This window comes from Bradyrhizobium sp. P5_C12, from assembly GCF_054049735.1.
Genome location: NZ_JBFULU010000072.1, coordinates 1 through 24,587, shown reverse-complemented (window position 1 = coordinate 24,587; position 24,587 = coordinate 1). Strand labels below are relative to the sequence as shown.

At 62.9% G+C, this 24,587-nt stretch carries 27 protein-coding genes; 24 read left to right on the top strand and 3 right to left on the bottom strand.

Annotation, left to right across the window (positions count from 1 at the left end):
* Positions 1–1,448, bottom strand: a 1,448-nt coding sequence (locus ACXJMY_RS35435) for a VCBS domain-containing protein (protein WP_456623991.1), incomplete at its 3' end; no start/stop codon positions are given.
* 1,876 nt (positions 1,449–3,324) lie between these two features.
* Between ACXJMY_RS35435 and ACXJMY_RS35430 the strand changes: the two genes are divergently transcribed.
* The 14 genes from ACXJMY_RS35430 to ACXJMY_RS35365 all read left to right on the top strand — a co-directional run bounded on the left by ACXJMY_RS35430 (position 3,325) and on the right by ACXJMY_RS35365 (position 14,180).
* Complete coding sequence (locus tag ACXJMY_RS35430) at positions 3,325–4,671, top strand: ABC transporter substrate-binding protein (protein ID WP_456623990.1); 1,347 nt, start codon at positions 3,325–3,327, stop codon at positions 4,669–4,671.
* A gap of 88 nt (positions 4,672–4,759) precedes the next feature.
* Positions 4,760–5,719 carry a carbohydrate ABC transporter permease gene (locus ACXJMY_RS35425; protein WP_456623989.1) on the top strand — a complete coding sequence of 320 codons (960 nt, stop codon included), beginning with the start codon at positions 4,760–4,762 and terminating at the stop codon, positions 5,717–5,719.
* Positions 5,716–6,669, top strand: coding sequence for a carbohydrate ABC transporter permease (locus tag ACXJMY_RS35420; RefSeq protein ID WP_456623988.1), 954 nt, complete (start codon positions 5,716–5,718; stop codon positions 6,667–6,669). Before ACXJMY_RS35425 ends, ACXJMY_RS35420 begins: the two co-directional genes overlap by 4 nt.
* Positions 6,666–6,878: a hypothetical protein gene (locus ACXJMY_RS35415; protein ID WP_456623987.1), complete on the top strand. Its 213-nt coding sequence runs from the start codon at positions 6,666–6,668 to the stop codon at positions 6,876–6,878. Before ACXJMY_RS35420 ends, ACXJMY_RS35415 begins: the two co-directional genes overlap by 4 nt.
* Positions 6,879–6,884: 6 nt before the next feature.
* Positions 6,885–7,982 carry an ABC transporter ATP-binding protein gene (locus ACXJMY_RS35410; protein WP_456623986.1) on the top strand — a complete coding sequence of 366 codons (1,098 nt, stop codon included), beginning with the start codon at positions 6,885–6,887 and terminating at the stop codon, positions 7,980–7,982.
* Positions 7,975–8,982, top strand: coding sequence for an ABC transporter ATP-binding protein (locus ACXJMY_RS35405; RefSeq protein WP_456623985.1), 1,008 nt, complete (start codon positions 7,975–7,977; stop codon positions 8,980–8,982). Before ACXJMY_RS35410 ends, ACXJMY_RS35405 begins: the two co-directional genes overlap by 8 nt.
* The gene (gene dhaL / locus ACXJMY_RS35400; RefSeq protein WP_456623984.1) at positions 8,979–9,593 is read left to right on the top strand and encodes a dihydroxyacetone kinase subunit DhaL; all 615 of its coding nucleotides are present in this window, start codon (positions 8,979–8,981) and stop codon (positions 9,591–9,593) included. The genes ACXJMY_RS35405 and dhaL overlap by 4 nt, the downstream gene beginning before the upstream one ends.
* Positions 9,590–9,991, top strand: coding sequence for a dihydroxyacetone kinase phosphoryl donor subunit DhaM (dhaM, locus tag ACXJMY_RS35395; protein ID WP_456623983.1), 402 nt, complete (start codon positions 9,590–9,592; stop codon positions 9,989–9,991). Before dhaL ends, dhaM begins: the two co-directional genes overlap by 4 nt.
* On the top strand, positions 9,984–10,298 hold the full coding sequence (locus ACXJMY_RS35390; protein ID WP_456623982.1) for an HPr family phosphocarrier protein: 315 nt from the start codon (positions 9,984–9,986) through the stop codon (positions 10,296–10,298). The genes dhaM and ACXJMY_RS35390 overlap by 8 nt, the downstream gene beginning before the upstream one ends.
* Positions 10,299–10,303: 5 nt before the next feature.
* Positions 10,304–11,902, top strand: coding sequence for a phosphoenolpyruvate--protein phosphotransferase (ptsP, locus tag ACXJMY_RS35385; protein WP_456623981.1), 1,599 nt, complete (start codon positions 10,304–10,306; stop codon positions 11,900–11,902).
* A complete protein-coding gene (locus ACXJMY_RS35380; protein WP_456623980.1) occupies positions 11,899–12,330 on the top strand; it encodes a hypothetical protein in 432 nt (143 codons plus the stop codon). Before ptsP ends, ACXJMY_RS35380 begins: the two co-directional genes overlap by 4 nt.
* A gap of 41 nt (positions 12,331–12,371) precedes the next feature.
* Entirely contained in the window at positions 12,372–13,361 is a 990-nt protein-coding gene (gene dhaK, locus ACXJMY_RS35375) for a dihydroxyacetone kinase subunit DhaK (protein ID WP_456623979.1), read from the top strand.
* A gap of 183 nt (positions 13,362–13,544) precedes the next feature.
* On the top strand, positions 13,545–13,688 hold the full coding sequence (locus ACXJMY_RS35370; protein WP_456623978.1) for a hypothetical protein: 144 nt from the start codon (positions 13,545–13,547) through the stop codon (positions 13,686–13,688).
* A gap of 273 nt (positions 13,689–13,961) precedes the next feature.
* A complete protein-coding gene (locus tag ACXJMY_RS35365) occupies positions 13,962–14,180 on the top strand; it encodes a hypothetical protein (RefSeq protein ID WP_456623977.1) in 219 nt (72 codons plus the stop codon).
* A gap of 120 nt (positions 14,181–14,300) precedes the next feature.
* Here the strand turns inward: ACXJMY_RS35365 and ACXJMY_RS35360 are convergent, their stop codons facing one another.
* Positions 14,301–14,492, bottom strand: a complete 192-nt coding sequence (locus tag ACXJMY_RS35360; RefSeq protein WP_456623976.1) for a hypothetical protein — start codon at positions 14,490–14,492, stop codon at positions 14,301–14,303.
* A 176-nt stretch (positions 14,493–14,668) separates the two neighbouring features.
* Between ACXJMY_RS35360 and ACXJMY_RS35355 the strand changes: the two genes are divergently transcribed.
* On the top strand, positions 14,669–14,944 hold the full coding sequence (locus ACXJMY_RS35355; RefSeq protein WP_456623975.1) for a hypothetical protein: 276 nt from the start codon (positions 14,669–14,671) through the stop codon (positions 14,942–14,944).
* Positions 14,945–15,094: 150 nt separating this feature from the next.
* Positions 15,095–16,309 carry a c-type cytochrome gene (locus ACXJMY_RS35350; protein WP_456623974.1) on the top strand — a complete coding sequence of 405 codons (1,215 nt, stop codon included), beginning with the start codon at positions 15,095–15,097 and terminating at the stop codon, positions 16,307–16,309.
* Positions 16,310–16,329: 20 nt separating this feature from the next.
* Here the strand turns inward: ACXJMY_RS35350 and ACXJMY_RS35345 are convergent, their stop codons facing one another.
* Positions 16,330–18,300, bottom strand: a complete 1,971-nt coding sequence (locus tag ACXJMY_RS35345; protein WP_456623993.1) for a 4Fe-4S binding protein — start codon at positions 18,298–18,300, stop codon at positions 16,330–16,332.
* Between the two features lie 150 nt (positions 18,301–18,450).
* On the opposite strand from ACXJMY_RS35345, the gene ACXJMY_RS35340 reads away from it, so the two are divergent.
* From ACXJMY_RS35340 to ACXJMY_RS35305, 8 genes are all read left to right on the top strand, one after another.
* Complete coding sequence (locus tag ACXJMY_RS35340; RefSeq protein WP_456623992.1) at positions 18,451–19,197, top strand: biotin/lipoate--protein ligase family protein; 747 nt, start codon at positions 18,451–18,453, stop codon at positions 19,195–19,197.
* Entirely contained in the window at positions 19,194–19,733 is a 540-nt protein-coding gene (locus tag ACXJMY_RS35335) for a DUF6505 family protein (protein WP_456623973.1), read from the top strand. The genes ACXJMY_RS35340 and ACXJMY_RS35335 overlap by 4 nt, the downstream gene beginning before the upstream one ends.
* Entirely contained in the window at positions 19,730–20,737 is a 1,008-nt protein-coding gene (locus tag ACXJMY_RS35330; RefSeq protein WP_456623972.1) for a DUF6352 family protein, read from the top strand. Before ACXJMY_RS35335 ends, ACXJMY_RS35330 begins: the two co-directional genes overlap by 4 nt.
* Positions 20,734–21,249, top strand: a complete 516-nt coding sequence (locus ACXJMY_RS35325) for a DUF3305 domain-containing protein (RefSeq protein WP_456623971.1) — start codon at positions 20,734–20,736, stop codon at positions 21,247–21,249. The genes ACXJMY_RS35330 and ACXJMY_RS35325 overlap by 4 nt, the downstream gene beginning before the upstream one ends.
* Positions 21,246–21,869 carry a DUF3306 domain-containing protein gene (locus ACXJMY_RS35320; RefSeq protein WP_456623970.1) on the top strand — a complete coding sequence of 208 codons (624 nt, stop codon included), beginning with the start codon at positions 21,246–21,248 and terminating at the stop codon, positions 21,867–21,869. Before ACXJMY_RS35325 ends, ACXJMY_RS35320 begins: the two co-directional genes overlap by 4 nt.
* A gap of 132 nt (positions 21,870–22,001) precedes the next feature.
* The gene (locus ACXJMY_RS35315; RefSeq protein WP_456623969.1) at positions 22,002–22,763 is read left to right on the top strand and encodes a Cro/CI family transcriptional regulator; all 762 of its coding nucleotides are present in this window, start codon (positions 22,002–22,004) and stop codon (positions 22,761–22,763) included.
* Between the two features lie 29 nt (positions 22,764–22,792).
* Positions 22,793–23,011, top strand: a complete 219-nt coding sequence (locus tag ACXJMY_RS35310) for a twin-arginine translocation signal domain-containing protein (RefSeq protein ID WP_456623968.1) — start codon at positions 22,793–22,795, stop codon at positions 23,009–23,011.
* Positions 23,012–23,013: 2 nt separating this feature from the next.
* A partial coding sequence (locus ACXJMY_RS35305; protein WP_456623967.1) for a molybdopterin-dependent oxidoreductase occupies positions 23,014–24,587 on the top strand: 1,574 nt, incomplete at its 3' end.

Sequence of the window (24,587 nt, the reverse complement as noted above, 5' to 3'; positions counted from 1 at the left end):
CCATCCGAGATCGTCACGTCGTACTTCTGGGTCAGGGTCTGATCGGCCTGCAGAGAATCCAGCGCGCTGTCGGAGACCGAGAAGCTCCAGCCGATCGAGCCGCCATTGCCGGTATCGTGGTTGGTGGTATTGAGCGTGAAGCTGCCGAGATAGCCGCCGCCCTGCGGCGCAAAGCTCGCAGTATGGCTGTCGAGCGTGTCGACGTCGGTGAACGTCACGGCGCCGGAGGCCGTATGCGGCGTGTTGGCCGCCTCGGCAGCCGACAGATCCGCCGACTCCGTCGCCAGGCCGCCCTGCGCCGACGAGGTGATCACCGGCGCATCGTTGGTGCCGACAATCGTCACCGTCACGGTCTGCACCGCGGTGCCGCCATGACCATCCGAGATCGTCACGTCGTACTTCTGGGTCAGGGTCTGACCGGCCTGCAGAGAATCCAGCGCACTGTCCGAGATCGAGAAGCTCCAGCCGATCGAGCCGCCATTGCCGGTATCGTGGTTGGTGGTATTGAGCGTGAAGCTGCCGAGATAGCCGCCGCCCTGCGGCGCAAACGACGCAATGTGGCTGTCGAGCGTGTCGACGTCCGTGAACGTCACGGCGCCGGAGGCCGTATGCGGCGTATTGGCAATTTCCGCCGCCGACAGATCCGCCCACTCCGTCGCCAGGCCGCTCTGCGCCGACGAGGTGATCACCGGCGCATCGTTGGTCCCGGTAACCGTGATCGTCAGGTTGGCGGTGCTCGAGCCGCCATGATTGTCGGAATTGGTGTAGCTGAAAGTGTCGTAAACCAGCTGCCCTGCCGCTAACGCCTGCACATTGGCCTGGGCGTTGTTGAGCGTATAGGTGTACGTGCCATCGGAGTTGAGGTGCAGCGTGCCGTAGGTGCCGACCACATCAGCACCGACCTTGGCGGCAGAGCCGCTGACGGCCGTGACGCTATGACTGTCGTGCGTGTCGGTGTCGGTATCGTTGGTGAGCACGTTGCCGCTGACTGAATTCGGCGTAGTGTCTTCCTTCACCGCATTTGTGTCGGCCACTGTAACGGGGCCATCGTTGACCCCGGCAATTCTCACCGTGGCGGTAGCCCAGCTCAGCGTCCCGTTGCCAAGCCGGATCGCGTAAATGAATGAGTCCGTGAAGAACTCACCTGCTGCCAGGGTCGCGATTTGAGCGCTCAATGCCGACGCGTCATACCCGACTTTACCGTCCGCCGTGATCCAGATCCTGGCGCCATTCAAACTCGTATCGCTGCTGGTGGCTTCGGCGCGCGCGGTATCCTGGGTCAGCAAATCAGCCGCGCTATAGCCGCTCATGGCGCCGCTGTTGTTGATGCCATTGTCGATGGAGAAGAGGGTCTTGGCATTGCCTCCCAGGTCATTTCCCATGACATCGAAGACAACAGGCTGAAGGTTATCTTCCGTCAGCGAGATGGAGACGCCGGCGGCGGTCACACCGCTCGTAAAGATATCGTCCTTCGCTTGCGGTGTATTGGAGAACGAGGTGGTGCTGCCGCCGCCGGTTGTCTGAGTAGCCATGTCGTCGACCTCAAAGCTCGTAGAATATGAAAGTTAGTTGGAAGCAGCCCGAACGCGGGTGAGCAACGTGACGGGTTCGGCCGACCGTGAAGCAGGCGCCGCAGCCGTCCAGAATCCTGCAGCCGTGTCTTGACGAGGGGATCGCGAAGGCTCGCCGTCGCTCGGCGAGGACAGCGGTTCGACCGGAAGATCCGATGGTCGAGATGAATTCGAATTATCCTTGAGGTGAGAATTCGCTTCGAACCAGCCGGCCGCCAGTAAAGACTTCGAGGTGAATAAAACGCGGCTCACAACACACTCCACTCTGCCGATGCAGAGCAGGTGCAATCGCATTCGAAGAGCAATTCACAGGAGAGCGCCGGTAATGAGCGCCCGTTCAGCGCCTACGCGCTGCCGCCAGAAGAAACTCTGGTCTGTTGTGAAAAGACCCCGACGCCATCAACTCCTGCCCCGTTCATGCTCGGCCACCTGACGACCGCGCACGGCTTATGATTTTCCAGTAACGTTTCTTGTCCTGGTAACGTCCGATCGAATCCGACAACCGCCCGCAGCATAGGGTCGTTCGCGCACATGGATCAGCGTACGAATCCCAATCCGGGTTGGCAGACGCTGTGCGCATCCCCGCGTCGGCGATTCGTTTGAAATGTGAGACGAGCAATCGCGTAGCCCCTGCTTCTCGTAGATCGCAATGCTCGCTAGGAATCCCGGTCGGGGCAACGGCCCAGGAGGGGTACTCCGCCGGGACCACGTAAGACTACGGTCGCGCATGCTGATCGAGGTGCAGCGCACGCCCAGCAGACTGGACCACTAAGGACCCAAAGCGGCGGCCCAACCGGTGCTCAATTGTTCGATCTGCGCAACGCAGCGATGGAGACCGCTTTTCTGCTGCTCTCTGGTCCTCGCGGGCTCCCTCGTGATCATGGCCAACTTGAATGAGAACATGATGGCATATGGCGAGATGATGAATTGGCAAATGCAGCGCTGAACCATATGGACGCTTCGATCGTCTCTGCGCTCGCCGCCCTCACTGGTGCCACTATTGGCGGCCTGACGAGCGGGGTCGCCAATTGGCTGAACCACCGAAGCCAGGTCCGCGCCCAGGTACGCGCAGCGCCTCTCGAGCCGCGTTGCGTTAGGCGACTGCTCTCGCGGCAATCGTGCGACGAACGCCCATTTTCTCTCGGAAAGGCCCGGTGGTGCGACCGGCAAGTCAATGATTATTCTTAACCTGTGGCTGACCCTCAATCAGCGGGTCCCAGGTTCGAGCCCTGGTGCGCCCACCAAGCTACTATTTTCCGCGATTTCGTACACCTAACGGTAGCGGTCGGAACGCGGTGGCGAGAATGAGCTACAGGAAGCGGTGAAAGCCTTTCTCCGACGTCTTACGGCTTGTCGAAGGCCAGCTGGTTAGACTTCAGTACTCGTACCTCGCGGAATCGGCCGTTGGACCGCCGATACTCTGGCGGTACGCCGCAGGCGGCGTCTGGATGGCACGAACGAACGCGCGGCGCATATTAGCCGGGCTGCCGAACCCAACCTTGCGGGAAATTTTCTGGACGGACAGCGCCGAGGCTGCCTGGCGCCTCGGAAGAGCGCGCTTGCAATGTTTAGTATATGGTGGTTCACTAAACAAATCGAGCTTGGCTGAATCCCTAAGAATCCAGGCAGGCACGAGGAAACGTCCGTTTAGTCGTTCAGCCCGTGAAGGACTGTATCGCTCTGCTCGAAGCATTCGAGCGGGTTGGAGAGTCGCGCCATGTCGATGGCCGGCCCCACTGTGAGGGAAAGCGTTATGAAACAGACAGTGAAGGCGCTTCTTACTACTTGCGGAGTTCTCGCATCCGCGCTCGGTGTCGGAGTGGGGACCACGCCTGCGCACGCGCAGGCCAAGACCATCACGCTGTGCTGGGCCGCATGGGACCCCGCCAACGCCCTGGTCGAATTGTCGAAGGACTTCACCGCCAAGACCGGCGTCGGTATGAAGTTCGAATTCGTGCCGTGGACCAACTATGCCGACCGCTTCCTGAACGAGCTCAATTCGCATGGCTCGCTGTGCGATCTTATCATCGGGGATTCGCAATGGATCGGGGGCGCTGCTGAGAACGGTCAGTACGTCAAGCTCAACGATTTCTTCAAGAAAGAAGGAATCAGCATGGACGACTACATGCCCGCGACGGTGGTCGGCTATTCCGAGTGGCCGAAGAACAGCCCGAACTATTGGGCGCTGCCTGCCATGGGCGACGCGGTGGGCTGGACCTATCGCAAGGACTGGTTTGCGCGGCCGGAGATCCAGGCGGATTTCAAGGCCAAATACGGCCGCGATCTCGCCGTGCCGAAGACGCTTGATGAACTGCGCGACATCGCAAAATTCTTCCAGGGCCGCGAGATTGACGGCAAGAAGGTCTATGGCGCTTCGATCTATACCGAGCGTGGCTCGGAAGGCATCACCATGGGCGTTGCGAACTATCTCTATGATTACGGTTTCCAATATCAGGATCCGAAGAAGCCATATTCAATGGACGGGTTCGTCAATTCACCCGGCGCCGTGAAGGGGCTCGAGGCCTACAAAGAGCTCTATAAGTGCTGCACGCCGCCCGGCGCATCCAACTCCTACATGTCCGAAGGCCTCGATGCGTTCAAGTCGGGCCAGGTCGCACTGCAGATGAACTTCTTTGCCTTCTTCCCGGGCCTCTACAAGGATCCAAACGTCGGTGGGGACAAGATCGGCTTCTTCAGCAATCCCGCCGGCCCCGCGACCCAGGCGACGCAGCTCGGCGGGCAGGGCATCTCGGTCGTTTCCTATTCCAAGAACCAAGGCGAGGCACTGCAATATATCAAATGGTTCTCCGGCGGGGACGTGCAGAAGAAGTGGTGGGCGTTGGGCGGCTATTCCTGCGCCAAGTCGGTGTTGAACGATCCGGGCTTCCCGAACAGCGCGCCGTTTGCCGGCGAGTTCTTGAAGTCGATGGGAATGGTCGTCGACTTCTGGGCCGAGCCTTCCTATGCGCAACTCCTGCAAGCCGAACAGAAGCGCGTGCATGACTACGTGGTCGCCGACAAGGGCACCGCGCAGGAAGCGCTCGACGGCCTGGTGAAAGACTGGAAGGCGATCTTCAAGGAAGAAGGCAAGAAGTTCTAGGGCAACTGCCTGGAGCGCGCCCAAACGCGCTCCAGGCTCTCGATGGTGTCACGCAGCCGATGGTCCCGTTGCAGGATCGACCAAAGCCATGAACGATTTGAGTACCTCTTCGCAGATCACTTATCGGGCCGTCCCGATCCGGCAAGGCGTGATCCGTCGTATCCGCGGCCTTTCGGACCAGGCGCTCGCCTGGCTTTTCATCACACCGACGATCGTGCTGCTGCTGGCGATCAATATCTTTCCACTGGTATGGACGATCTACCTGTCCTTTACCAACTACCGCGCCAATCGGCCGAACGCGCCGACGCTATGGCTGGGGACCGATTGGTACCAGTCGATCCTGACCGATCCGGATATCTGGGCGGCGATGCAGGTCACGGCGCATTTCGTGGTTTGGACCGTGCTGATCGAGACCGTGCTCGGATTCGGCCTTGCATTCCTGATCGACAAGAAATTCCGTGGCCATGGCCTGTGGACCACGATCATTCTATTGCCGATGATGCTCTCACCGGCGGTTGTCGGCAATTTCTGGACCTTCCTCTATCAGCCGCAGATCGGGCTGTTCAACTACGTGGTCGCCTTCTTCACGGGGCGCGGCGCTTCGTCGTTCCAGATGCTGGGAGACGTGACCCTCAGTCCCTGGGCCATCGTCATCGTCGACGCCTGGATGTGGACGCCTTACGTGATGCTGATTTGCCTGGCGGGGCTGCGGTCGATCCCGGATTACATCTATGAGGCAGCGGAGGTCGACCGCGCGTCGAATTGGCGGCAGTTCTGGTCGATCACGTTGCCGATGGCTCTGCCGTTCATCATGCTCGCGGTGCTCTTTCGCGGGATCGAGAATTTCAAGATGTTCGACATGGTCAACCTCCTGACCGGGGGAGGGCCGGGCTCGACCACGGAAGTCGCCTCGATCACGCTGAAGCGCGCAGCGTTTGAGAGTTGGCGAACCGGCTATTCCTCGGCCTTCGCGATCATTTTGTTCGTGACGGTATTCGGCCTCGCCAACATTTACGTCAAGGCGCTGAACCGGGTGAAAAACCGATGAGCGCCTCAAACGCCGCCCACTCAGTCGTCGAACCGTCGACCGGCACTCGCCGCTTCGCAGGCCTTCTCGTCATACTCTATGCCATCATCACGATGGTGCCGCTGGTATGGATCGTACTCACCTCGTTCAAGTCGCCTGACGATGCGATCTCCTATCCGCCGAAGGTCCTCTTCAAGCCCTCCCTTGAAGGCTATTGCAATGTCTTCACAACACGCTCGCGTCAGACTCAGGAGTTTATCCAGACGCTAGGTCCACCGCAGGGGCTTTGTGACAACATCGCGCGCAGCCGCAACATGGTTATCGCCGGCCCGTCAAACTACGTGCCGCGCTTCATCAACTCGCTGATCATCGCCTTTGGTTCGACGGTGCTCGCGGTCGCGCTCGGCACGCTCTCGGCCTATGGCTTTTCGCGGTTTCGCGTGCCGCTGAAGGATGACCTCTTGTTCTTCATTCTGTCGACCAGGATGATGCCACCAATTGCGGTCGCGATCCCGATCTACCTGATGTATCGGACCGTCGGGCTGTCGGATACCCGGCTCGGGATGATCCTGCTCTACACCTCGGTTAACGTCTCGCTCGCCGTCTGGCTTCTCAAAGGCTTCATCGACGAAATCCCGCGTGAATACGAAGAAGCGGCAATGATCGATGGCTATACGCGCTTTCAGGCGTTCGTGAAGGTGGTTCTACCGCAGGCGACGACGGGGATCGCGGCGACGGCGATTTTCTGCCTGATTTTTGCGTGGAACGAATACGCCTTTGCTGTGCTTCTGACCTCTGGCAACGCTCAGACTGCGCCCCCATTCATTCCGATCATCATCGGCGAAGGCGGCCAGGATTGGCCGGCCGTAGCTGCCGGTACGACGATCTTTCTTGTGCCGATCGTCGTGTTCACGGTGCTGCTGCGAAAGCATCTTCTGCGCGGTATTACTTTTGGGGCTGTCCGCAAATGAGTCTCGATGTGAACACGTCCATGCCGCGCCATAGCTTGGCGAGCAGAATTTTGCGGCGTGGCCCGCTAGAGGCCGTCGCGACGGCGATCATTGCCGCGGGCGTGGTCATGCTGATGCAGCCGCTTTTTCTGACGCTTTATTCCTGGTCTTTCGCGGTCACTCTCTTTGGGACGGTGATGTTCACGATCGTCTCGAAGGTCCGGGAGTAGCGCACGATGGCACAGATCAGGGTTGAAGCGCTCAACAAATCCTTTGGAGAGTTTCACGCAGTCAAGGGCGCGAGCTTTACGGTGGATGACGGACAGTTCCTTTGTCTTCTTGGGCCTTCCGGGTGCGGCAAGACGACAACGCTGCGGATGATTGCAGGACTGGAATTGCCGACATCCGGCACGATCAGCGTCGACGGTGAGGACGTGACGATGAACCGTGCCTCCGCGCGAGATATCGCCTTCGTCTTCCAGCTATTTGCGCTCTATCCGCACATGAATGTCCGGCGCAATATCGGCTTTCCGCTCAAATGCGAGGGGATTGGAGCTGCGGAGTGCGACCGGCGCGTGGTGGAGGCCGCTCGGATCCTGCGTATCTCCCACCTCCTCGATCGGTCGGTTTCGACCCTCACCGGCGGCGACCGTCAGCGCGTCGCGCTTGGGCGGGCGATCGTCCGCAAGCCGAAGTGTTTCCTGATGGACGAGCCGCTCGGAGCGCTCGATACCGAAATGCGCGAGGCGATGATCCAGGAATTGCGCGCGCTGCATGACCGGCTTGGCGCGACCACCGTTTACGTCACGCATGATCAACTGGAAGCCATGGCGATGGCGGACTTGATCGCCGTGATGAACAACGGTGTGGTCGAGCAGATTGCGAGTCCGCGCGACATTTATGATCGACCAGCCTCGCTCTTCGTCGCGGACTTCATCGGTTCTCCAGCGATGAATTTCCTGCCGTTTCGCGGCAGCCTGCAAGCCGGGGCGCAGGCGATCCGGATCGGGGATCGCGAAGTTGCGATACCCACCGCACGCGAGGCGTTGGTGGAGAGCGACCTTGTCCTGGGCGTCAGACCCGAGCATGTGCGTTTTTCCGATAACGGCATGGTTCGGGGCGAGGTCTATGGGTCGGAATATCTCGGCACGACGCAGATCGTGACCGTGACGACGCCTTACGGTGCTCTGAAGGCCCGCTCGCCGGCCAGCATGCCCTTTCAAATCGGAGCGAATGTCGGGCTCGACTTCCGGCCTGATACGTTGTCGATCTTTGACCAGAAATCGGGCCGCGCAATCCGCACCGCATTGTATGAGGGAGGCGTGCATGGCTGAAGTCGAGATCGGGGCGGTTTCCAAGGCGTTTGGCAAGACCCAAGCCGTTGTGGATCTGTCCCTCACCATTGGGGACGGCGAATTCGTTGCGTTGCTGGGGCCAACGGGCGCAGGCAAGACGACGACGCTGCGTCTCGTCGCCGGGCTCGAGACGCCCGGCAGCGGTTCGGTCCGCATTGACGGACGCGATGTGACCCGCGATGCGCCGGCTGATCGCGACGTCGCTTTCGTATTCCAGCAATATTCGTTGTACCCGCATCTTACCGTGTTCGAGAACATGGCCTTTGCGCTGCGCGCGCCGACCCGCCGCTTACTGGAGGCCGAAATTCGCGCAAAGGTCGAGCAGGTTGCGCGTCTTCTCCATATCGAAACCAAGCTCCACAGCAAGGCGACGCAGTTGTCGGGTGGGCAGATGCAGCGCGTTGCGATTGGCCGTGCCCTGGTGCGCTCGCCCTCGATCTATCTGATGGACGAACCACTTTCTTCGCTGGACGCCAAGCTGCGCGGTGAAATGCGCCTCGAACTCAAGCGCATTCAGACCGATCTCGGCGCGACGATCCTCTACGTCACCCACGATCAGACGGAGGCGATGACCATGGCTTCGCGCATCGGCGTGATGGAGGCCGGGCGACTGATGCAGATCGGTACACCGCGCGAGATCTACGAGAATCCGGTCAACGCCCATGTCGCGGCGCGGCTTGGTCAGCCGATGATCAACCTGCTGCCGGCAACTCTATTTGCCGGCGTTCCGCCCGGCGTTAAGACGATTGGCGCTCGTACCGAGCACCTGGCGATCGCACGCAGCGGCGGGGACGCGTCGGCCACCGTCACGCGGGTCGAACATCTCGGCGACCAGAGCCATGTCCATCTCGATCTCGGCGGCCAACCTGTCGTGACGTTGGCGGACCCTGAGGCGAGGTTGGACGTCGGCGACGTCGTGTCGCTACGCCTTAACAGGCCGCTGTTCTTCGATGCGGCCGGCGGGAGGGTCGCGGCATGAGTCTCGATCGGGTCACCAGGGAAAAGCTGGTGCGGGCGCTTGCGGAATCGGTGATCCAGCACGCCGACGAACTGACCAGCCTCGACCAGGCGATCGGTGACGGAGATCACGGGCTGAACATGAGGCGCGGCTTCGAGGCCGTGCTCGCAAGTTTGCCCGGCCTTGCGGACAAATCGCTGCCAGAAATGCTGAAGTCGATCGGAATGACCCTGGTCATGAAGGTTGGTGGGGCTTCCGGGCCGTTGGTCGGCACTTTCTTCATGGAATTCGGCAAGGCGCTTCCGGAGCAGCCGACGCGTGCAGATCTCGTCGCGGCGACGGACAAGGCGATCAATGCTGTGAAGGCGCGCGGACGCTCGGAGGCGGGACAGAAAACCTTGCTGGATGTCCTGGTGCCCGTGCAAGCGGTATTGGCAGGGGGCGGCGATGCCAGGGCGATTGCGACGGAGGCGGCGCAAGCGGCCGATCGAACGACGCCGATGCTCGCTATTCGTGGCCGAGCTTCTTTTCTCGGTGAACGTTCCGTTGGTCACATGGACCCCGGTTCGCGCTCGGCATCCCTTTTGATCGGCGCGGCAATCAAGGCACTGGAATGCGAGGCAAGGTCATGAACAGTCCGAATTCCGGCAATGTCGGAATCGTCATCGTGTCACATTCCCTCAAGATCGCTGAGGGCGCGGCGGATATGGTGCGCCAGATGGTAGGCAACGCCGTGCCGCTCGCCTGGACAGGCGGCGATGTCGATGGAGGGCTCGGTACGAATGTTGCCGGAATCCTCGAGGCGATCGAGGCAGTGTGGTCGCCGGCAGGTGTGGCTGTGCTGGTCGATCTTGGTGGGGCGGAGACAAATTCTGAGATGGCGGTGGAAATGCTGCCCGAAGATCGGCGGGCGCGCGTCGTCGTCTGTAATGCCCCGGTGGTCGAGGGAGCCGTGATTGCGGCGACCGAGTCTTCGGGTGGTTCGTCGCTTGCAGCCGTCAAGCGTAGCGCGGAGGAATTCTATGCATGATGCCCACGCCAGCCGGGCAGGTGAAACGCCGGTACCGCTGATGGCCTCGGCGGTTCTCGTCAATGCCGTCGGTCTTCATGCGCGGCCGTCGGTCAAGCTCACGCAGTGCGCGAAACGCTTTGCGGCGAAGATCGAACTCGCGCTTGCGCCGGACGGTCCCTGGACGGATGCGAAGAGCCCGGTAAAGGTGATGCGCGTCAAGGCCCCGCAGGGCGCGACGCTGCATTTCCGCGTCACCGGCCCCGATGGCAAGGCAGCGCTTGCTGCCGTACTTGCGCTTGTGAATGACGGTTTCGGCGAGGGCTGATCGCGGTGGCAGAGATCCATCTTATCGGCCGTGCTGCCTCGCCGGGTCTCGCGATCGGGCCGGTCACCATGCTGACTGTGGCCGTGGCCAAGCGGACGGCGAGCGACGATCCCGCGCAGGAGGCGGCGGCACTGCGGGCGGCAATCGAAGGCGCGAGGGCGGAGATCGCCGAGCAGATCAAGACGATTCAGGGGGAGGTCGCCGACATTCTGGAATTCCAGGTCGCCATGCTTGAAGATGATGCGCTGGCGGATGCGGCATATGCGGTCATCTCGGAGGGAATCACTGCCCACCATGCCTGGCGCTTGGCACTCGATATGGAGATCGCTGGCTATCGCGCTGCTGAAGATGAATATTTCCGTGCCCGTGCCGCCGATATCGTCGACATCCGCGACCGCGTGCTCGCGCATCTGAGCGGCGTGGACACGATCTCCAGGATTACCAGTGGCTCGATCGTGGCGGCCGACGACATCACGCCGTCCGCTTTTCTTGCCGCCGACTGGTCGCACGGCGGCGCCATAGCGCTGGCCGGGGGCTCACCTTCCTCGCATGTCGCCATGTTGGCGCGGGCGCGCGGGGCGCCCATGGTCGTCGGGCTCGGTCCGTTTTCGTGGAACGGGCAGCCGCCAGCGTTGGCACTGGTCGATGGCGATGCGGGAAGCGTGATCTTCGATCCCGAGCCGGAGACGCGCCGCCTGTTCGAGCAGCGCATGGCGGTTGCGAACGCTGCGCTGGCCGCCGCCGAGAGCGCCAGCCTTGCGCCTGCCCATACGGCCGATGGCCGGCGGATCGCGGTTCTGCTTAACATTGCCGCCCCTGAAGACCTTGCAGGCCTCGATCCGGCAATCTGCGACGGCATTGGTCTTGTGCGCACCGAATTTCTGTTCGAGTCGTCTCTTGGCCTGCCCGACGAGGACACGCAATATGCAGTCTATCGGCGCATTCTCGACTGGCCCCAGGGAAGGCCGGTGACGATCCGCACCCTCGATGCCGGCGGTGACAAGCCAATCAAGGGCGTGACGATCGATGGTGAGAGCAATCCGTTTCTCGGCCTTCGCGGCATTCGCCTCTCGCTTGCGCGACCGGACGTGTTTCGTACGCAACTGCGGGCGCTGTGCCGTGCGGCCGTCCATGGGGCGCTGAAAGTGATGCTGCCCATGATCGCGGTTCCTTCGGAACTGGACAGTGCGAATGCGTTGCTTGACGCGGAGTTCACGGCCCTCCGGGCGAAAGGCGTGGCCTGTGCCCGCCCGCCGCTCGGCATCATGGTCGAGGTTCCAGCGGCGGCGCTCCGCGCCGAGGATTTTGGCGCTGCGTTCTATTCCATCGGCTCGAACGACTTGACCCAGTACACGATGGCTGCGGCGCGCGACATCGGCGCCGTCGCTGACCTAAATGATACCGGCAATCCGGCGGTGCTTGCGCTGATAGCCCGTACCGTCGAGGCCGGACAAAAGCGTGGCGTCGAAGTCTCGCTCTGCGGCGACGCCGCGGCGGACACGCGACTGACGCCGGCGCTGCTCGCCACCGGGTTGACAACTCTCTCGGTGTCGCCGAATGCCGTCGCACGGCTCAAGGCCGCAATCGCGAGGGTGGGTTCATGACGAACGAAGCAGGCGAGGGCATCCGCGCGCCTGGTGACAGCAACGTCGCGGAATACAAGGCTATCCTGCGGCGGGTACTCGACAATCGGCCATCCGGCACGCGGCTGAAGCTTGCGGCGGCGCTGGGCAAGAATCGCTCCTTCGTGACTCAGATCACCAATCCGGCGTATCTGGTGCCGATCCCGGCGAAGCATGTCGCGATCATTTTCGAAGTCTGCCATTTGTCCGGCGCCGAGCGCGCGGCTTTCCTCGAAGCCTATGGACGCGCCCATCCTGGCCGGCTGCGCTCACCTCACCGCGAAGCGCACACGCGCACCGTCTCGGTGACCGTACCTGACCTCGGCGACGACAAGAAGAACCGCGCGCTCGAACAGCTGATCGTGGATTTCGCCGCGCAACTCGCGCGGTATGCCGAAAGCGTGGGGTGAGCCATTTATTCGAACTGCAGGCCTAGGACGGGAGGACGTTCATGAAAAAGCTGATCAACAGCGCCGATACGGTACTCGAAGAAAGTCTCGACGGCCTCGCGGCCGCGCATGCGGATATCCTGCTGCTCGGCACCGAACGCAAATTCGTGCGCCGCCGCACCTTGAAGCCGGGCAAGGTCGCGCTGATTTCGGGGGGCGGTTCAGGACATGAGCCGCTGCATGCGGGCTTTGTCGGACTGGGTATGCTCGATGCCGCTTGCCCGGGCCAGGTCTTCACCTCGCCGACGCCGGATCAGATGATTGAGGCTGCAGCGGCCGTCGACACCGGCGCGGGCGTGCTTTTCATCGTCAAGAACTACGAAGGCGACGTGATGAATTTCACCATGGCAGCGGAGATGGCCGAGCGAGAAGTTGCGAGCGTAGTGACAAACGACGACGTGGCGGTCGAGAAGTCGACCTACACGACCGGTCGTCGCGGTGTCGCGGGTACGCTGATCGTGGAAAAGATGGTCGGCGCCGCGGCCGAAACCGGAATGTCGCTTGCGGCCCTCAAGGCACTCGGCGATGAAATCAATCGGCGCACACGCTCGATGGGCGTGGCGCTGTTGCCGTGTACCGTGCCGGCGGCGGGGCGGCCCAATTTTACGCTGGCCGACGACGAAATGGAAATGGGGGTTGGTATTCATGGCGAGCCTGGCCGACGCCGGGTACCGCTGGCTTCCGCCGATGCGATTGCTGAGGAACTCGTTGGCGCGATCCTCAAGGACCTTGCGCCGGAGCCGGGCAGTGAAGTTCTGCTTCTCGTTAACGGGTTCGGCGCAACGCCGCTGATCGAACTCTATTTGATGGTCAACAGCGCCAAGCGAATTCTGGAAGGTGCGGGGATCACGGCAGCGCGGTTCCTGACCGGATCCTACGTCACATCCCTCGACATGGCTGGCGTGTCGATCACCGTGTCCGTGCTCGATGGCCAGGCAAAGGAATGGTGGGATGCTCCGGTCCACACGGCTGCGCTGCGCTGGGGCACTTGATCACCTCTCGCGGCTTCGCGCGCCTTACACGTCGCTGAGGCTTGTCCACATGCTCTGATTGTTACTCGATCGGACCGCGGCGGCGATGAATTCCATTCCTTCAATATGGCCCGCCCCGGGGAAGGGGCATGTGCCGTGGGGCCCACCTATAAGGCGCTGAGGGCCGCAAAGTATGATGGTAGGTTGACGATCGAAGCCTTCGGCCGCGCCGTTCCGGCGCTCGCCGCCGCCACCCGCGTGTGGCGCGACTTCTCCTCGAGCGAGGAGGAGGTTTATGAGTTCGGGCTCAAGGGCATGCAGCAAGGCTGGGCCGAGGCCGGGTCCTGAATGTCAAGGTCTACCTCATCGGCACCTGTGACCGCTGACAAAAACCCGCCGGCAACAATTCTCCGTGCCCACGTGCACGCGACATTGCCGCGCTTGAGCACCACCGGCTTGATGTAGGGCACGGGCTACGCTCTCGATCGCGAAGGTCGCAAGCTGGCTGCGAACGCGTGGAACTCCGATCACTGATACGAGAGATGTGAGGTAGCACACATCTGCACCTCGTATCGGGCGCTAATCAGGCCTTCGGCTCACGCTTCAGCCAAGGAGATTGCCATGAAGCGCCTGATGCTTTGCGGACTGATTGCCGTCGCGTCGCTCGTTGCTGCAGCAACCCTGCCGCGATCATACATGTGGCCAACCAGTGGGACCGTTGGGGCGGCTCGACTTGCCGGCATGCAAGCCTCGCAGGCCGGAGCGCAGGCAGACAAACTTCCGGTTCAGGATTTCGAGGATCGTTCGTTGGTGTTTCCACGCGAGACGATGCCACGCTAGCTGAACAATGGAATAAGCCTTTGCTTGCGGGCGGCCAAGCCTTGCCTCGCGAGGAAGGCGGCGGCCGGATCTTTCCGTGGTGGCGCTTCGACGGATTGACCGGCAAGCATCCCTGACCCATCAAGGGCCCATGAAATTGGATGGCGTACCGGATGGGTCGCCGAGCAGTCCCAGAGACCGGAGGGCTGCACTGTGCTGGTCGACTTCCAGGATCGCCAGCAGCAGGGCCAGCACGACCGCGATGAAAATGAGCATCGGTGAGGGCTCTTTGGTCGCCGGATCGTCGGTCGACGACGAAAGCAGTGCGCGCATGCGCGACATCATCAGCAGATACGCTTTGGATCGTATTTGCATGACCGAGGCCCTCGCAGCCTCAAATTCAGTCTAGAACCCGGCGTGCCGTCGTTCAAGCGGGCGCGTCATTGTGCATCATGGAACGGAGCAGATCGTCATTCGTTGAGCTGCATCAAATCGAGCGGGTTTGCCTCATGCGGAAGCTGGTCATCCTTGCAGGCGTGGCGGTGTGGTCCTGCTGTGGGCTGGCGCTCGCGCAAACGGATCAACGCATCGAGAAGCCGGCCACCGTCGGCGCGGGGCGAACTGCTCCCGAGGATAAAGGTCAGTTGCAGCCGCAGGGATGGACCGGCCCGGTCGAAACCCGATCGGGTGGTGCGCCCGCCGAAAGCCCGCAAGGGCAGAGCCCACCCGGCATGCAGGCCGCTCCGGACGGATCGAACAAGACTGTCGTCGCGCCGGACAAATGACGCGTTTGTGCGAAGCACGAATTCAGGCAGAATGAGAAGCGGTTCTGGTTCGTTTGGCGCTGCTTCGGATCGCTGATGAATTGCTCGCGTCTCGTCCCGTTGACCCTCATCGCATTGCTCCTCCTCTCGGTGCAGACAACGCGTGCGCAAATGGCGGGACACGGCGGGCCGGTAAGGACCATTGCCATTTCGGCCGATGGGAAGAGCCTCTTGTCTGGCGGGTTCGACACCGCCGCCATCAGATGGTCGCTCGCAAGCGAAGCCGCGGAACAGGTGTTGCGGTTTCATGCGGGCGCGGTGAACGCGGTTGGCTTCCTCAGCGACCGGCGGATGGTGACCGCCGGCGCGGACGCGCGCATCGCGATCTGGACCGCCGGTCAACAGCAGCCTGACACGGTGTTGCAGGGACATCAGGCGCCTGTCGTCGCATTGGCGATTTCGCCCGACGGTGCGACGGTCGCGTCTGCATCCTGGGATCGCTCGGTGCGGCTCTGGTCACTCATCGACGGTGCGCAGCGCGTGCTGGAAGGTCATTCGCAAAACGTCAACGGCGTTGCTTTCGCGCCCGACGGCAAGTCGCTCGTCAGCGTCGGCTACGATCTCACGCTGCGGATCTGGCAGCTGCCGAGTGCGGCTGTCGAAACGATTGCACTTCCGGCCCCGTTGAATGCCGTCGTCATCGCGGCGGACGGCGAAATCGTCGCCGCGGCGGCCGACGGCAAGCTGCGCATGCTGAGTGCTGAGGGCAAGGATCTTGGCGAGGTCGCCGCCGGCGCTATGCCGATCGTGGCTCTTGCCATCTCCAGCAATGGCGCATTGATCGCGGCCGCGAGCGTGGGTGGCGCGGTCGCGATCATCGATCGCACGACGCGTGCTGTGTTGCGCACGCTGACGGGATCGGGTGGACCGGTCTGGTCGGTTGGATTCCTGCCGGATGGCGAAACCCTGCTGACCGGCGGTGCCGACGGAAAGATCCGGCGCTGGAATGCGCGCACCGGCGAGCCGATCGGCTCGAATCCGCCGGGCTCGCCGGCCGATCCGCTCGCGGCCTATGCCGGCGATCCCGGCGCCGAGGTGTTTCGCGCCTGCGTGGCCTGTCACACGTTGTCGGAGAAGGAAACGCAGCGCGCCGGGCCGACATTGGCGGGATTGTACGGCCGAAGGATCGCGTCGCTGCCGGGCTATCGCTTTTCCGACGCACTCAGGACGATGGGCATCGTATGGACGCCCGAGACGGTCGCACGATTGTTCGAGATCGGTCCGAATGCCTATACGCCCGGCACCAAGATGCCGGAGCAGCGCATCGGCTCTGCCGAAGATCGCCGGGCGCTCACGGATTTTCTGGCCCGCGCGACCGTGAAATAGCCCATTGCCGATACAGCACTCTAGTTCTTGGTGTCTCGCTGGCGCAAATAATCGTCGGTCGTCCGCGGCGGTGCACGCTCGGGGGCGCCGGCGAACGGATCGAACTGCTGCTCGCTCATGGCGATGACCCGGCAGTCGGCACACATCCTGAGCGCGTCGAGCCGCTTGTCGCCGGCCGGGTACATCCAGTGCCGGCCTTCGAGCTTCGCCGTGACACGATCGATCGTGCTCTTGACGCCAAACGGCTTGCCGCATCGGACGCATAGCGCGGGCTCTTCCTCCTTGATCACCCGGGCCGGGGCACGAGAGGCGCGGAAGTCGATCTGCGGCTTCAGCGTGATCACCTTTTCGGGGCAGGTGCCTTGGCACAAGCCGCATTGCACGCAGGCATCCTCGACGAATTTGAGGATGGGACGCTCGGGATCATCGCGCAATGCGCCGGTCGGACAGACCGAAACGCAGGACAGGCACAACGTGCAGCCCTCGATGTTGACGCTGACGGCGCCAAGAGGGGCGCCCTCGGGCAGTGCAATCACGTCCCTTGGGCTCGGGGCTATGCGGTGCAGTTCGCCAAGGGCAAATCGAAGCAGATCGCGCCGCTTGCCGACGGTCCGGAATGTTGCGGGCTGACTGACGGTTGCGAGCGGCTCGATCGCCCGCAATGCTGCACCGAGCGCATCGGGGTCGTCCGTCTCTATGGTCGCGACGCGGCGACCGGCAAATCCGAGTCCGGTGAGGATGGCATCGGCCATGACAATGGTTTGCGAAAGTCCGGCCAGATCGTGAAGAGGTCTGCCCCGCAACAGAAAGCGCACGGCAGCCACGCCATAGGCGAAGGCTGCCACGACGGCCTCGAGACCGAGTTGTGTCACTTCGTTCGCCGCGAAGGGCAGCACATTCGCCGGCAAGCCGTCACCATGGCGGGCCAGCGCATCGATCAGCGGGTCGCCGTGCTGTCTGTCATGAAACAGCAGCACGGGCTGGGCGCCGCCGGCGTCATGATAGGTCAGCAGCATCGCGCGGAGTTGGTGCAGCTGCGTGTCGGCGGGCGGCAAAGCATAAGAGGCTGCGCCGGTCGGACAGGCCGCAGCGCACTGACCGCATCCGGCGCAGACTTCCGCATTGACGGCGACATGATCGCCGGCCGGCGTGATCGCGCCCGTCGGACACAAATCCAGGCACCGATGGCAGCCGGTGCGCTCTGAGCGCGAATGCGCACAAAGCTCGGCAGTGAAGTTGACGTATTTCGGCTTGTCAAAGCTTCCTACCAGATCGCGCGCTTTCAGCACGGCGCGAAGCATGCTGGCCGGATCGCCGGGATCGGCGCGCAGGTATCCGTCCCGCAGGTCATGGGCGGGAAATAGAGGCATGCCGCCGGATAGATCCAGCAGGATGTCGCAGCGGGATGTCGCGCCATTGCGTGGCGCCTCGAAGATGAATCGATCGCGCGAGGAAGGGSGGGGGCGGGCGTAGTCGTCGATCGTGAGCTCGAAGGCGCCGAAATGGCCCTTCGCGTTGCGGATCGTTCCCGTCACGATCGGGAAGACCGTCGCCGGGGGCGGCGTAATGTCTTGCGGCCGCTTCAGCATGACCGTCACGTCGAGATGGTCGGCCAGCAGCTGGCCCGCCTCGATCGCCGCCTCGTCGCGCCCATAGATCAGGATGACGCCGTCGCTCGACAGGGTGACGAGCGGATAGTCCGGAGTGGCGACGGACGCTGCGGCAAGCAGCGCCGCCATCTTTGGGCCCGCTTGAGCGCCGTCGCGCGCCCAGCCCGCCGTCTCGCGGATGTTGGCGAAGGCGATCCCGTCAGGCCGATCGCCGGCCTCGTCGGTAAACTGTGCCGCCTGCTGCGTGCAAGCCACGGTCAGCGGACCGCTTGCCGCTGCCGCGCTGCGGAAATGATCAATCTCGGCGCCGCAGAGATGGCGAAAGCTCGTGATGTTGCAGTTGGGACATCCAAGCCGGATGGCCGCCGTGTCGAGGCGCATCGTGTCTTCGCACGAGCAGATCAGGACGGTCTTCGCTGGTTGCTCCAGGTTAACCTCTCCGACAATGAGGGCGGACTCGCGCCGACCCATCGCCTCGTATAGATATTCCCAATTGGGAAGAAATGGAATGCGGAGGACGGCTTGCCGTCGATCCCAACCAGCCACGTTTTCCTGGCGGAGCCGATCCGTCTGCCGCCGCCGTTCACGCTCGTCCGGCTGCGCGAGAGTGGCGACGCCTTTGCCCATGCTTGCCGCATTGCACCCGAGAGTGGCGCCGGCACGCTGGTCCATGTCGGGCGGTTCGACCTCGCCGAGTTCGCCGTGGTGCTTGAGCCGGGCGAGCCCTTGCGCGGCGCGCGACGCGCCTTCTACGCCGGCATGGTGGCTCTCACCGACGCACTTCGCGCCTATGCGCCGCCGAACAAGGCGGTGGCGATCGACTGGCCTGACGTGGTCAGGATCGACGGGGCGGTGGTTGGCGGCGGGCGAATGGGATGGCCATCATCGGCAAGCGAGGACGCGCCGCCCGCCTGGCTTGTGTTCGGCGCCATGATCCGGACCGTCGCGATGACGGACCAGGAACCGGGCATTCATCCGCTGGTCTCCGCGTTGGACCAGGAGGGATTTGGCGAGGCGGGCGCCGTGCAGGTGACCGAGAGCTTTGCCCGTCACCTGATGCGGGTGATCGATGGTTGGCGCGTGGATGGCTTCGACGGCATCGCCCGCGACTATCTCAGCCGGGTGCCACGCGAGCGGCAAGCGCTTCAGCGGATCGATGATCGCGGGGATCTGGTGACGCGCCGCATCGGCACGAACAGGACTGGGCGGCGCGAACTGGTGAAGGCTCTCGCGACGCCGACCTGGCTTGATCCGAAGCTTGGAGGGCCGCGCGCGTGAAATTGTTGCGCACCATCGCACTCGATCCGTCCGACACCTTTGTGTTCGATGTGCCGGCCGAGCCTGGCGAATGGGCTGTGTCCGGCGCCTTCTGTTTCTGCGACCAGGATCCGGCGACGCTGAGCGGAAAGGCACGCGTGGCCTTCCGCAGCGGCTTTCTCGGTGTCCAATCCTGGGGCTGGTCGACGCTGGTACAGATCGTTCCAGCGACGGAGGATGATTGTCGGACGCTGGTCGACCTGCTTGCCAAGCAACTTGTCGACCGCCTCGGTGCGCCGGACATCGCGACCGCGCAGGCAGCCGCGGAAGAAGAAATTGTCTTTGTGCAATCGCTCTGCACGCATCCGATCAGCTCGCTCATTGCGGTGCACCGCACCACCGGCGACGGCGAGGTCCGCGAGACGTTCCGGAGGCTGCAGTTGCGGGAGGGGCAGGGCCACGGCAGGGCATTCTCATTCATGGAGGTCGAAAATGACGCCGAACCGGACGGCGATCTCGACCGTGGGGATTTGAGCAAGGAGTTGCGGCGCCGATGAATGACTTCTGGATTGCCTGCGGCCACCATCTGCTCGATCGTAACGAGAGCGGTGGGCTCTGCGTGACAGACGAATTCCTGAAGGCGTACTTTGCCCGTCCCGAGCTGATGCCGCCGGACGATGCGTGCCCGCTCGAGCGCCGGGTGCACCGGGAGCTACTCGCCACTCCGCGCCTTCCGGTGGGCATCGAGGAACTTGCCGGGATCGCTGACGAGGATGCCCGGGAGAACTGGCAGTTCGTGCTGGCCTTTCGCGATCTCCTGTTGCGACATCCGACGCTGGAAGCGGCCTATCTTGAAATTGTCCGCTCACGCAGAAGCGACCTGCCGCCGCTGTTCGTCAACCAGCTCGTACACGTGATCCTGCGCAACGCGCTCGACGCCTGTGACGACCCCTTCGTGCTGCGCGCCGCGGAATTATTCTTCCGCCCGCAGCGGATTCTTCCACACGAGCAGGCCTTGCTGCTGGGCGACGAAGAGATTGTCGGGGGACGAAATCCGACGCCGGTGCTGTCGCTGATGTCGATGCTGGGCGCAACGCATGATGCCCAGCTCGATGTCATGAGCGAGGAGACCGCCGACGGCTATTGGCGGCGGAGCGACCAGTTCGACATGGCGTTTGACCTCACGGCTGGCGGTCGAGGGCCGGCGGCGCTGGCTCACGCGATGGCGCGTTGGATCTCCCATCTGCTCGGAACCGACGTTACCATCTCGCCGCTGCGCGAGATGCACGATGTGCGGCTCACCTGGTATGTCGGGCTCGATGCCGACGCCACCAGGCTCGGCGACCGTCTCTGGTCCGGCGAGGAACTCGACGAACGCAGCGCCGGCCGCGTGCTCGCGCTGTTTCGGCTGACACTTGCGGACAGTGGTCAGGCAATGGAAGAGGTGCGGGGAGAGCCCGTCTATCTTATCCTGGCCATGACGCCTGACCGGAAGGTCCGGATGAAACCGCAGAATCTCCTGATCGGCCTGCCGATCAAACATTTGGAGATGGTGACGTGAACGCCGCCGCGCTGCCATTGGTTCGCATTCCCGTCGGCGTCGTGGTCGAACGGCGCCAGGCGGACTCGCCCTGGGTCGATTTCGTCTGGCGAGGCGTCGCCGTGCTGCCGGACGAGCCGGACACAAAGCCCTGGACCGTTCTTCGCGAGGAGCACGGGACGACCTTGTTCTATGTCGGCAGTGCCACGGTCGATCTCTATCCGTCCGAGACTGCACGATATCGCGACAATTTCGCATCAGGCGGTCCGAGCATCTGGATCGTGCTGGCGCCTGCGGAGGGGCCTTGGCCCTATTCGATCGCTGCCGTCACTGCGGATCCCGCGGAAGGGGAGGCGTTTACCGAGGCCGGCGCCAATCTGGTCGAGGCGGTCGCCATGCCCGAGATGTTGCGCGAGGTGGTTGAACGGTTCACGGCCGAGCACCACGTCGAGCGCGAGTTCTTCAAGCGCGAGCGACGGCAAACCGATCCCGAGGCGTTGGCGCGCCGTCAGCATGAAGGCGGACACGAATGAGCGAGGACAGATTTCTGGCACGCTGGGCCCGCCGCAAGCAGGAGGCAAAGGCGAGCGCCGCGTCTCCTGAGCCGGGAGTGCACGACGAGGTGCCGTCGCCGCCGCCTGCGGTTGAGGAAACCGCGCCCGAGCCTGATCTATCGAGCCTGCCGTCGATCGATCAGATCACCTCGGCAACGGACATGACCGCCTTCCTGCGCAAGGGAATCCCACCAGAGCTGACACGTGCGGCGCTTCGTCGCGCATGGAGCGCCGATGCCGCCATTCGTGACTTCGTCGGGCTCGCCGAGAACGCCTGGGACTTCAACGACCCGAACGCGATGCCGGGCTTTGGACCGCTGGACTGTTCCGAAGCAGATCTGGCCGCACTCGTTGACCGCATCGTCGGCGGCGTGCGCAAGGCGGCGCAAACGCTGCCGGATCCACGTGCCGAACCCGAGGATTCTTCTCCAGAATGGCGGCAGGCGGAACCTTCAACGGTTGCGGACGCGGAAGACGGATCTGCCGGGACGCAGTCCATGCCGGCCGCTGTTGCACCGCAACCGACCATAGCCAGAGACACCGAAGCCGAAACCATCGTCGTGCGCCGCCGCACGCATGGCGGCGCACTGCCGTCCTAGATGCTCTACCAAAGGCTATAGCCTGCGGCTATGCGATCAGCGTTGACCGTTCTCGGAGCCGGGACTACGCTTGGCTAGTTCTTTGTAACAAAAGCAATAATCAGGCAGACGGGACTTTGATGGGAGGTCCACGTGCGTGACGAAGGGCTTGATCGCGCCATTGACGCCGTAGGCGGCGTTGCGGAGCTTGCGCGCAAGATCGGCATCAGCCAGCCTTCCGTTTCGAACTGGGTCAAGGTGCCTGTACAACGGGTGATTGCAGTCGAGGCGGCAACCGGCGTGTCGCGCGATCAGTTGCGGCCCGATCTCTACTCCGAACCGATCGACCCCATCGATGCGGCGCGTGCCCAGGAATACGCACTGCTTGCCACGCTTCTGTCCTCAGCGCCATCGAAGAGACTGCTCAATCAACTCGCCGCATTGAGCGCAGATGCGACGCCGCTCGGCCGCGCGCATGCTGCGCTCGCGCAAGCCGCCGCTCGCGCGGTCCCAGCGCGGCTCGAACGCGAATATTTTGAACTGTTCGTGGGCCTCGGGCGTGGCGAACTGCTGCCCTACGCTTCCTACTCTCTGACCGGCTTTCTCAACGAGCGGCCTCTGTCGCGTCTGCGCGCAGACCTTGCCACGCTCGGCATCGAGCGTGTCGCCCATAATTCCGAGCCTGAGGATCATGCGGCGATCGTGTGCGAGATCATGTCCGGTTTCGCGAGCGGACAATTCGAGGCGCCGGCGGATGCGCAGCGCGCCTTTTTCGAGAAGCACGTCGCGTGCTGGATCGGTCGTCTGTTCGCCGACATGGAGGGCGCGGAGGGCGCCACCTTCTATCGCGCGGTCGGCGCGCTCGGCCGCCTGTTTATCGAGATCGAGACGGAAGCATTCACATTCGCCGACTGACCAGCACATGCTGGTCCTGGAGGGATGCGATGAGTGAAGACAAAAAAGCCACCGTTGGGCGCCGCGATTTCCTTCGCAAGGTCGGCATCGGCACGGTTGGCGCCGGCGCCTCTCTCGCGACACCGCTGGTCGGGTCCGCGCAGGCTGATAGCGAAAACAACGATGAGAAGCGAAAGGCGCGCTACAAGGAAACCGATCACGTCAAAGCCTTCTATCGCGTCAATCGTTATCCGGCTAAGGGAGGTTGACCGTGCTGATCAAGCGAGCAAACCACCGTTCCCTGCGCCATGGTTCCGCGGCCGAGTCCCTTGCAGGTCAGGCCTGCGGCCTCGACCGCCGCAGCTTCCTGCGCAAATCCGGTCTTGCCGGCGGCGCGCTCGCAGCGCTCGGCACCATCCCTGTCGGCAGCGTGCGCAAGGCGGAGGCGGCCGCCGCGGGGCCGCTCACCGCGGGCGCCACCGTCCGCAAGAGCATCTGCACGCATTGTTCCGTCGGATGCACCGTGACCGCTGAGGTGTTGAACGGCGTGTGGATCGGCCAGGAGCCGAGCTGGGATTCCCCGATCAATCGCGGGTCGCATTGTGCCAAGGGCGCTTCCGTGCGCGAGCTCGTGCACAGCGAGCGGCGGTTGCGCTATCCGATGAAGCTCGTGGGCGGGCAGTGGACGCGTGTCTCCTGGGAGACCGCGATCAACGAGATCGGCGACAAGCTCCTGGACATGCGCGAGAAGTCTGGCCCCGATTCCATCTATTGGCTCGGTTCGGCCAAGATGACCAACGAAGGCGCCTATCTGTTCCGCAAGCTCGGCGCGTTCTGGGGAACCAATAACACCGACCATCAGGCGCGCATCTGCCATTCGACCACCGTCACCGGCGTGGCCAACACCTGGGGCTACGGCGCGATGACGAACAGTTTCAATGATATCCGCAATGCCAAGACCCAGGTCATCATGGGCGGCAATCCAGCCGAGGCGCACCCTGTATCGTTGCAGCATCTGCTCGAGGGCAAGGAGCTGCAAAAGGCCAACTTTGTCGTCATCGACCCGCGCCTGACGCGAACCGCGGCACACGCGACCGAATATGTGCGGATGCGGCCGGGCACCGACATCCCGGTGCTGTACGGCATGATGTGGCACATCCTCCAGAACGGTTGGGAGGACAAGGAGTTCATCCGACAGCGGGTCTATGGGTTCGACGATCTCCGGAAAGAAGTGGAGAAGTGGAATCCGGAAGAAGTCGAGCGCGTCACCGGCATTCCCGGCGAGCAGCTCAAGCGCGTCGCCAAGATGTTTGCCACCGAAAAGCCGTCAACACTGATCTGGGCCATGGGCCAGACCCAGAAGACTGTCGGCACCGCGAACGTACGGGCCAGTTGCATTCTGCTGCTGATGACCGGCAATGTCGGCGGCGCGGGCATGGGCGCCAACATCTTCCGTGGCCACGACAACGTGCAAGGCGCGACCGACGTCGGGCTCGATATCGTCACGCTGCCGTTCTACTACGGCCTCGCCGAAGGCGCCTGGAAGCACTGGTCGCGGGTTTGGGAGGTCGACTATGACTTCCTGAAGTCGCGCTTCGATTCCAAGCAGATCATGGAGACCCCCGGCATTCCGCTGACCCGCTGGTTCGAAGCGGTGACGCTGCCGAAAGATCAGATCGCGCAAAAGGACAATGTGCGGGCGGTGTTCGTGCAGGGACACGCTTCCAACAGCATCACCCGCATTCCCGAATCCCTGAACGGCCTGAAGGCCCTTGAATTGCTCGTCATCGCCGACCCGCATCCGACGACCTGGGCCTCGCTCGCGGTCGAGGCAGGACGCAAGGA

What these genes read in the sequence shown, in the direction of transcription:
- ACXJMY_RS35365 (WP_456623977.1), top strand. Translation starts at nt 13,962, where the DNA reads ATGAAGCGCCTGATGCTTTGCGGACTGATTGCCGTCGCGTCGCTCGTT.
- ACXJMY_RS35425 (WP_456623989.1), top strand. Translation starts at nt 4,760, where the DNA reads ATGAACGATTTGAGTACCTCTTCGCAGATCACTTATCGGGCCGTCCCG.
- ACXJMY_RS35350 (WP_456623974.1), top strand. Translation starts at nt 15,095, where the DNA reads ATGGCGGGACACGGCGGGCCGGTAAGGACCATTGCCATTTCGGCCGAT.
- ACXJMY_RS35360 (WP_456623976.1), bottom strand. Translation starts at nt 14,492, where the DNA reads ATGCGCGCACTGCTTTCGTCGTCGACCGACGATCCGGCGACCAAAGAG.
- ACXJMY_RS35420 (WP_456623988.1), top strand. Translation starts at nt 5,716, where the DNA reads ATGAGCGCCTCAAACGCCGCCCACTCAGTCGTCGAACCGTCGACCGGC.
- ACXJMY_RS35320 (WP_456623970.1), top strand. Translation starts at nt 21,246, where the DNA reads ATGAGCGAGGACAGATTTCTGGCACGCTGGGCCCGCCGCAAGCAGGAG.
- ACXJMY_RS35390 (WP_456623982.1), top strand. Translation starts at nt 9,984, where the DNA reads ATGCATGATGCCCACGCCAGCCGGGCAGGTGAAACGCCGGTACCGCTG.
- ACXJMY_RS35430 (WP_456623990.1), top strand. Translation starts at nt 3,325, where the DNA reads ATGAAACAGACAGTGAAGGCGCTTCTTACTACTTGCGGAGTTCTCGCA.
- dhaK (WP_456623979.1), top strand. Translation starts at nt 12,372, where the DNA reads ATGAAAAAGCTGATCAACAGCGCCGATACGGTACTCGAAGAAAGTCTC.
- ACXJMY_RS35330 (WP_456623972.1), top strand. Translation starts at nt 19,730, where the DNA reads ATGAATGACTTCTGGATTGCCTGCGGCCACCATCTGCTCGATCGTAAC.
- dhaM (WP_456623983.1), top strand. Translation starts at nt 9,590, where the DNA reads ATGAACAGTCCGAATTCCGGCAATGTCGGAATCGTCATCGTGTCACAT.
- ACXJMY_RS35310 (WP_456623968.1), top strand. Translation starts at nt 22,793, where the DNA reads ATGAGTGAAGACAAAAAAGCCACCGTTGGGCGCCGCGATTTCCTTCGC.
- ACXJMY_RS35380 (WP_456623980.1), top strand. Translation starts at nt 11,899, where the DNA reads ATGACGAACGAAGCAGGCGAGGGCATCCGCGCGCCTGGTGACAGCAAC.
- ACXJMY_RS35410 (WP_456623986.1), top strand. Translation starts at nt 6,885, where the DNA reads ATGGCACAGATCAGGGTTGAAGCGCTCAACAAATCCTTTGGAGAGTTT.
- ACXJMY_RS35355 (WP_456623975.1), top strand. Translation starts at nt 14,669, where the DNA reads ATGCGGAAGCTGGTCATCCTTGCAGGCGTGGCGGTGTGGTCCTGCTGT.
- ACXJMY_RS35405 (WP_456623985.1), top strand. Translation starts at nt 7,975, where the DNA reads ATGGCTGAAGTCGAGATCGGGGCGGTTTCCAAGGCGTTTGGCAAGACC.
- ACXJMY_RS35415 (WP_456623987.1), top strand. Translation starts at nt 6,666, where the DNA reads ATGAGTCTCGATGTGAACACGTCCATGCCGCGCCATAGCTTGGCGAGC.
- dhaL (WP_456623984.1), top strand. Translation starts at nt 8,979, where the DNA reads ATGAGTCTCGATCGGGTCACCAGGGAAAAGCTGGTGCGGGCGCTTGCG.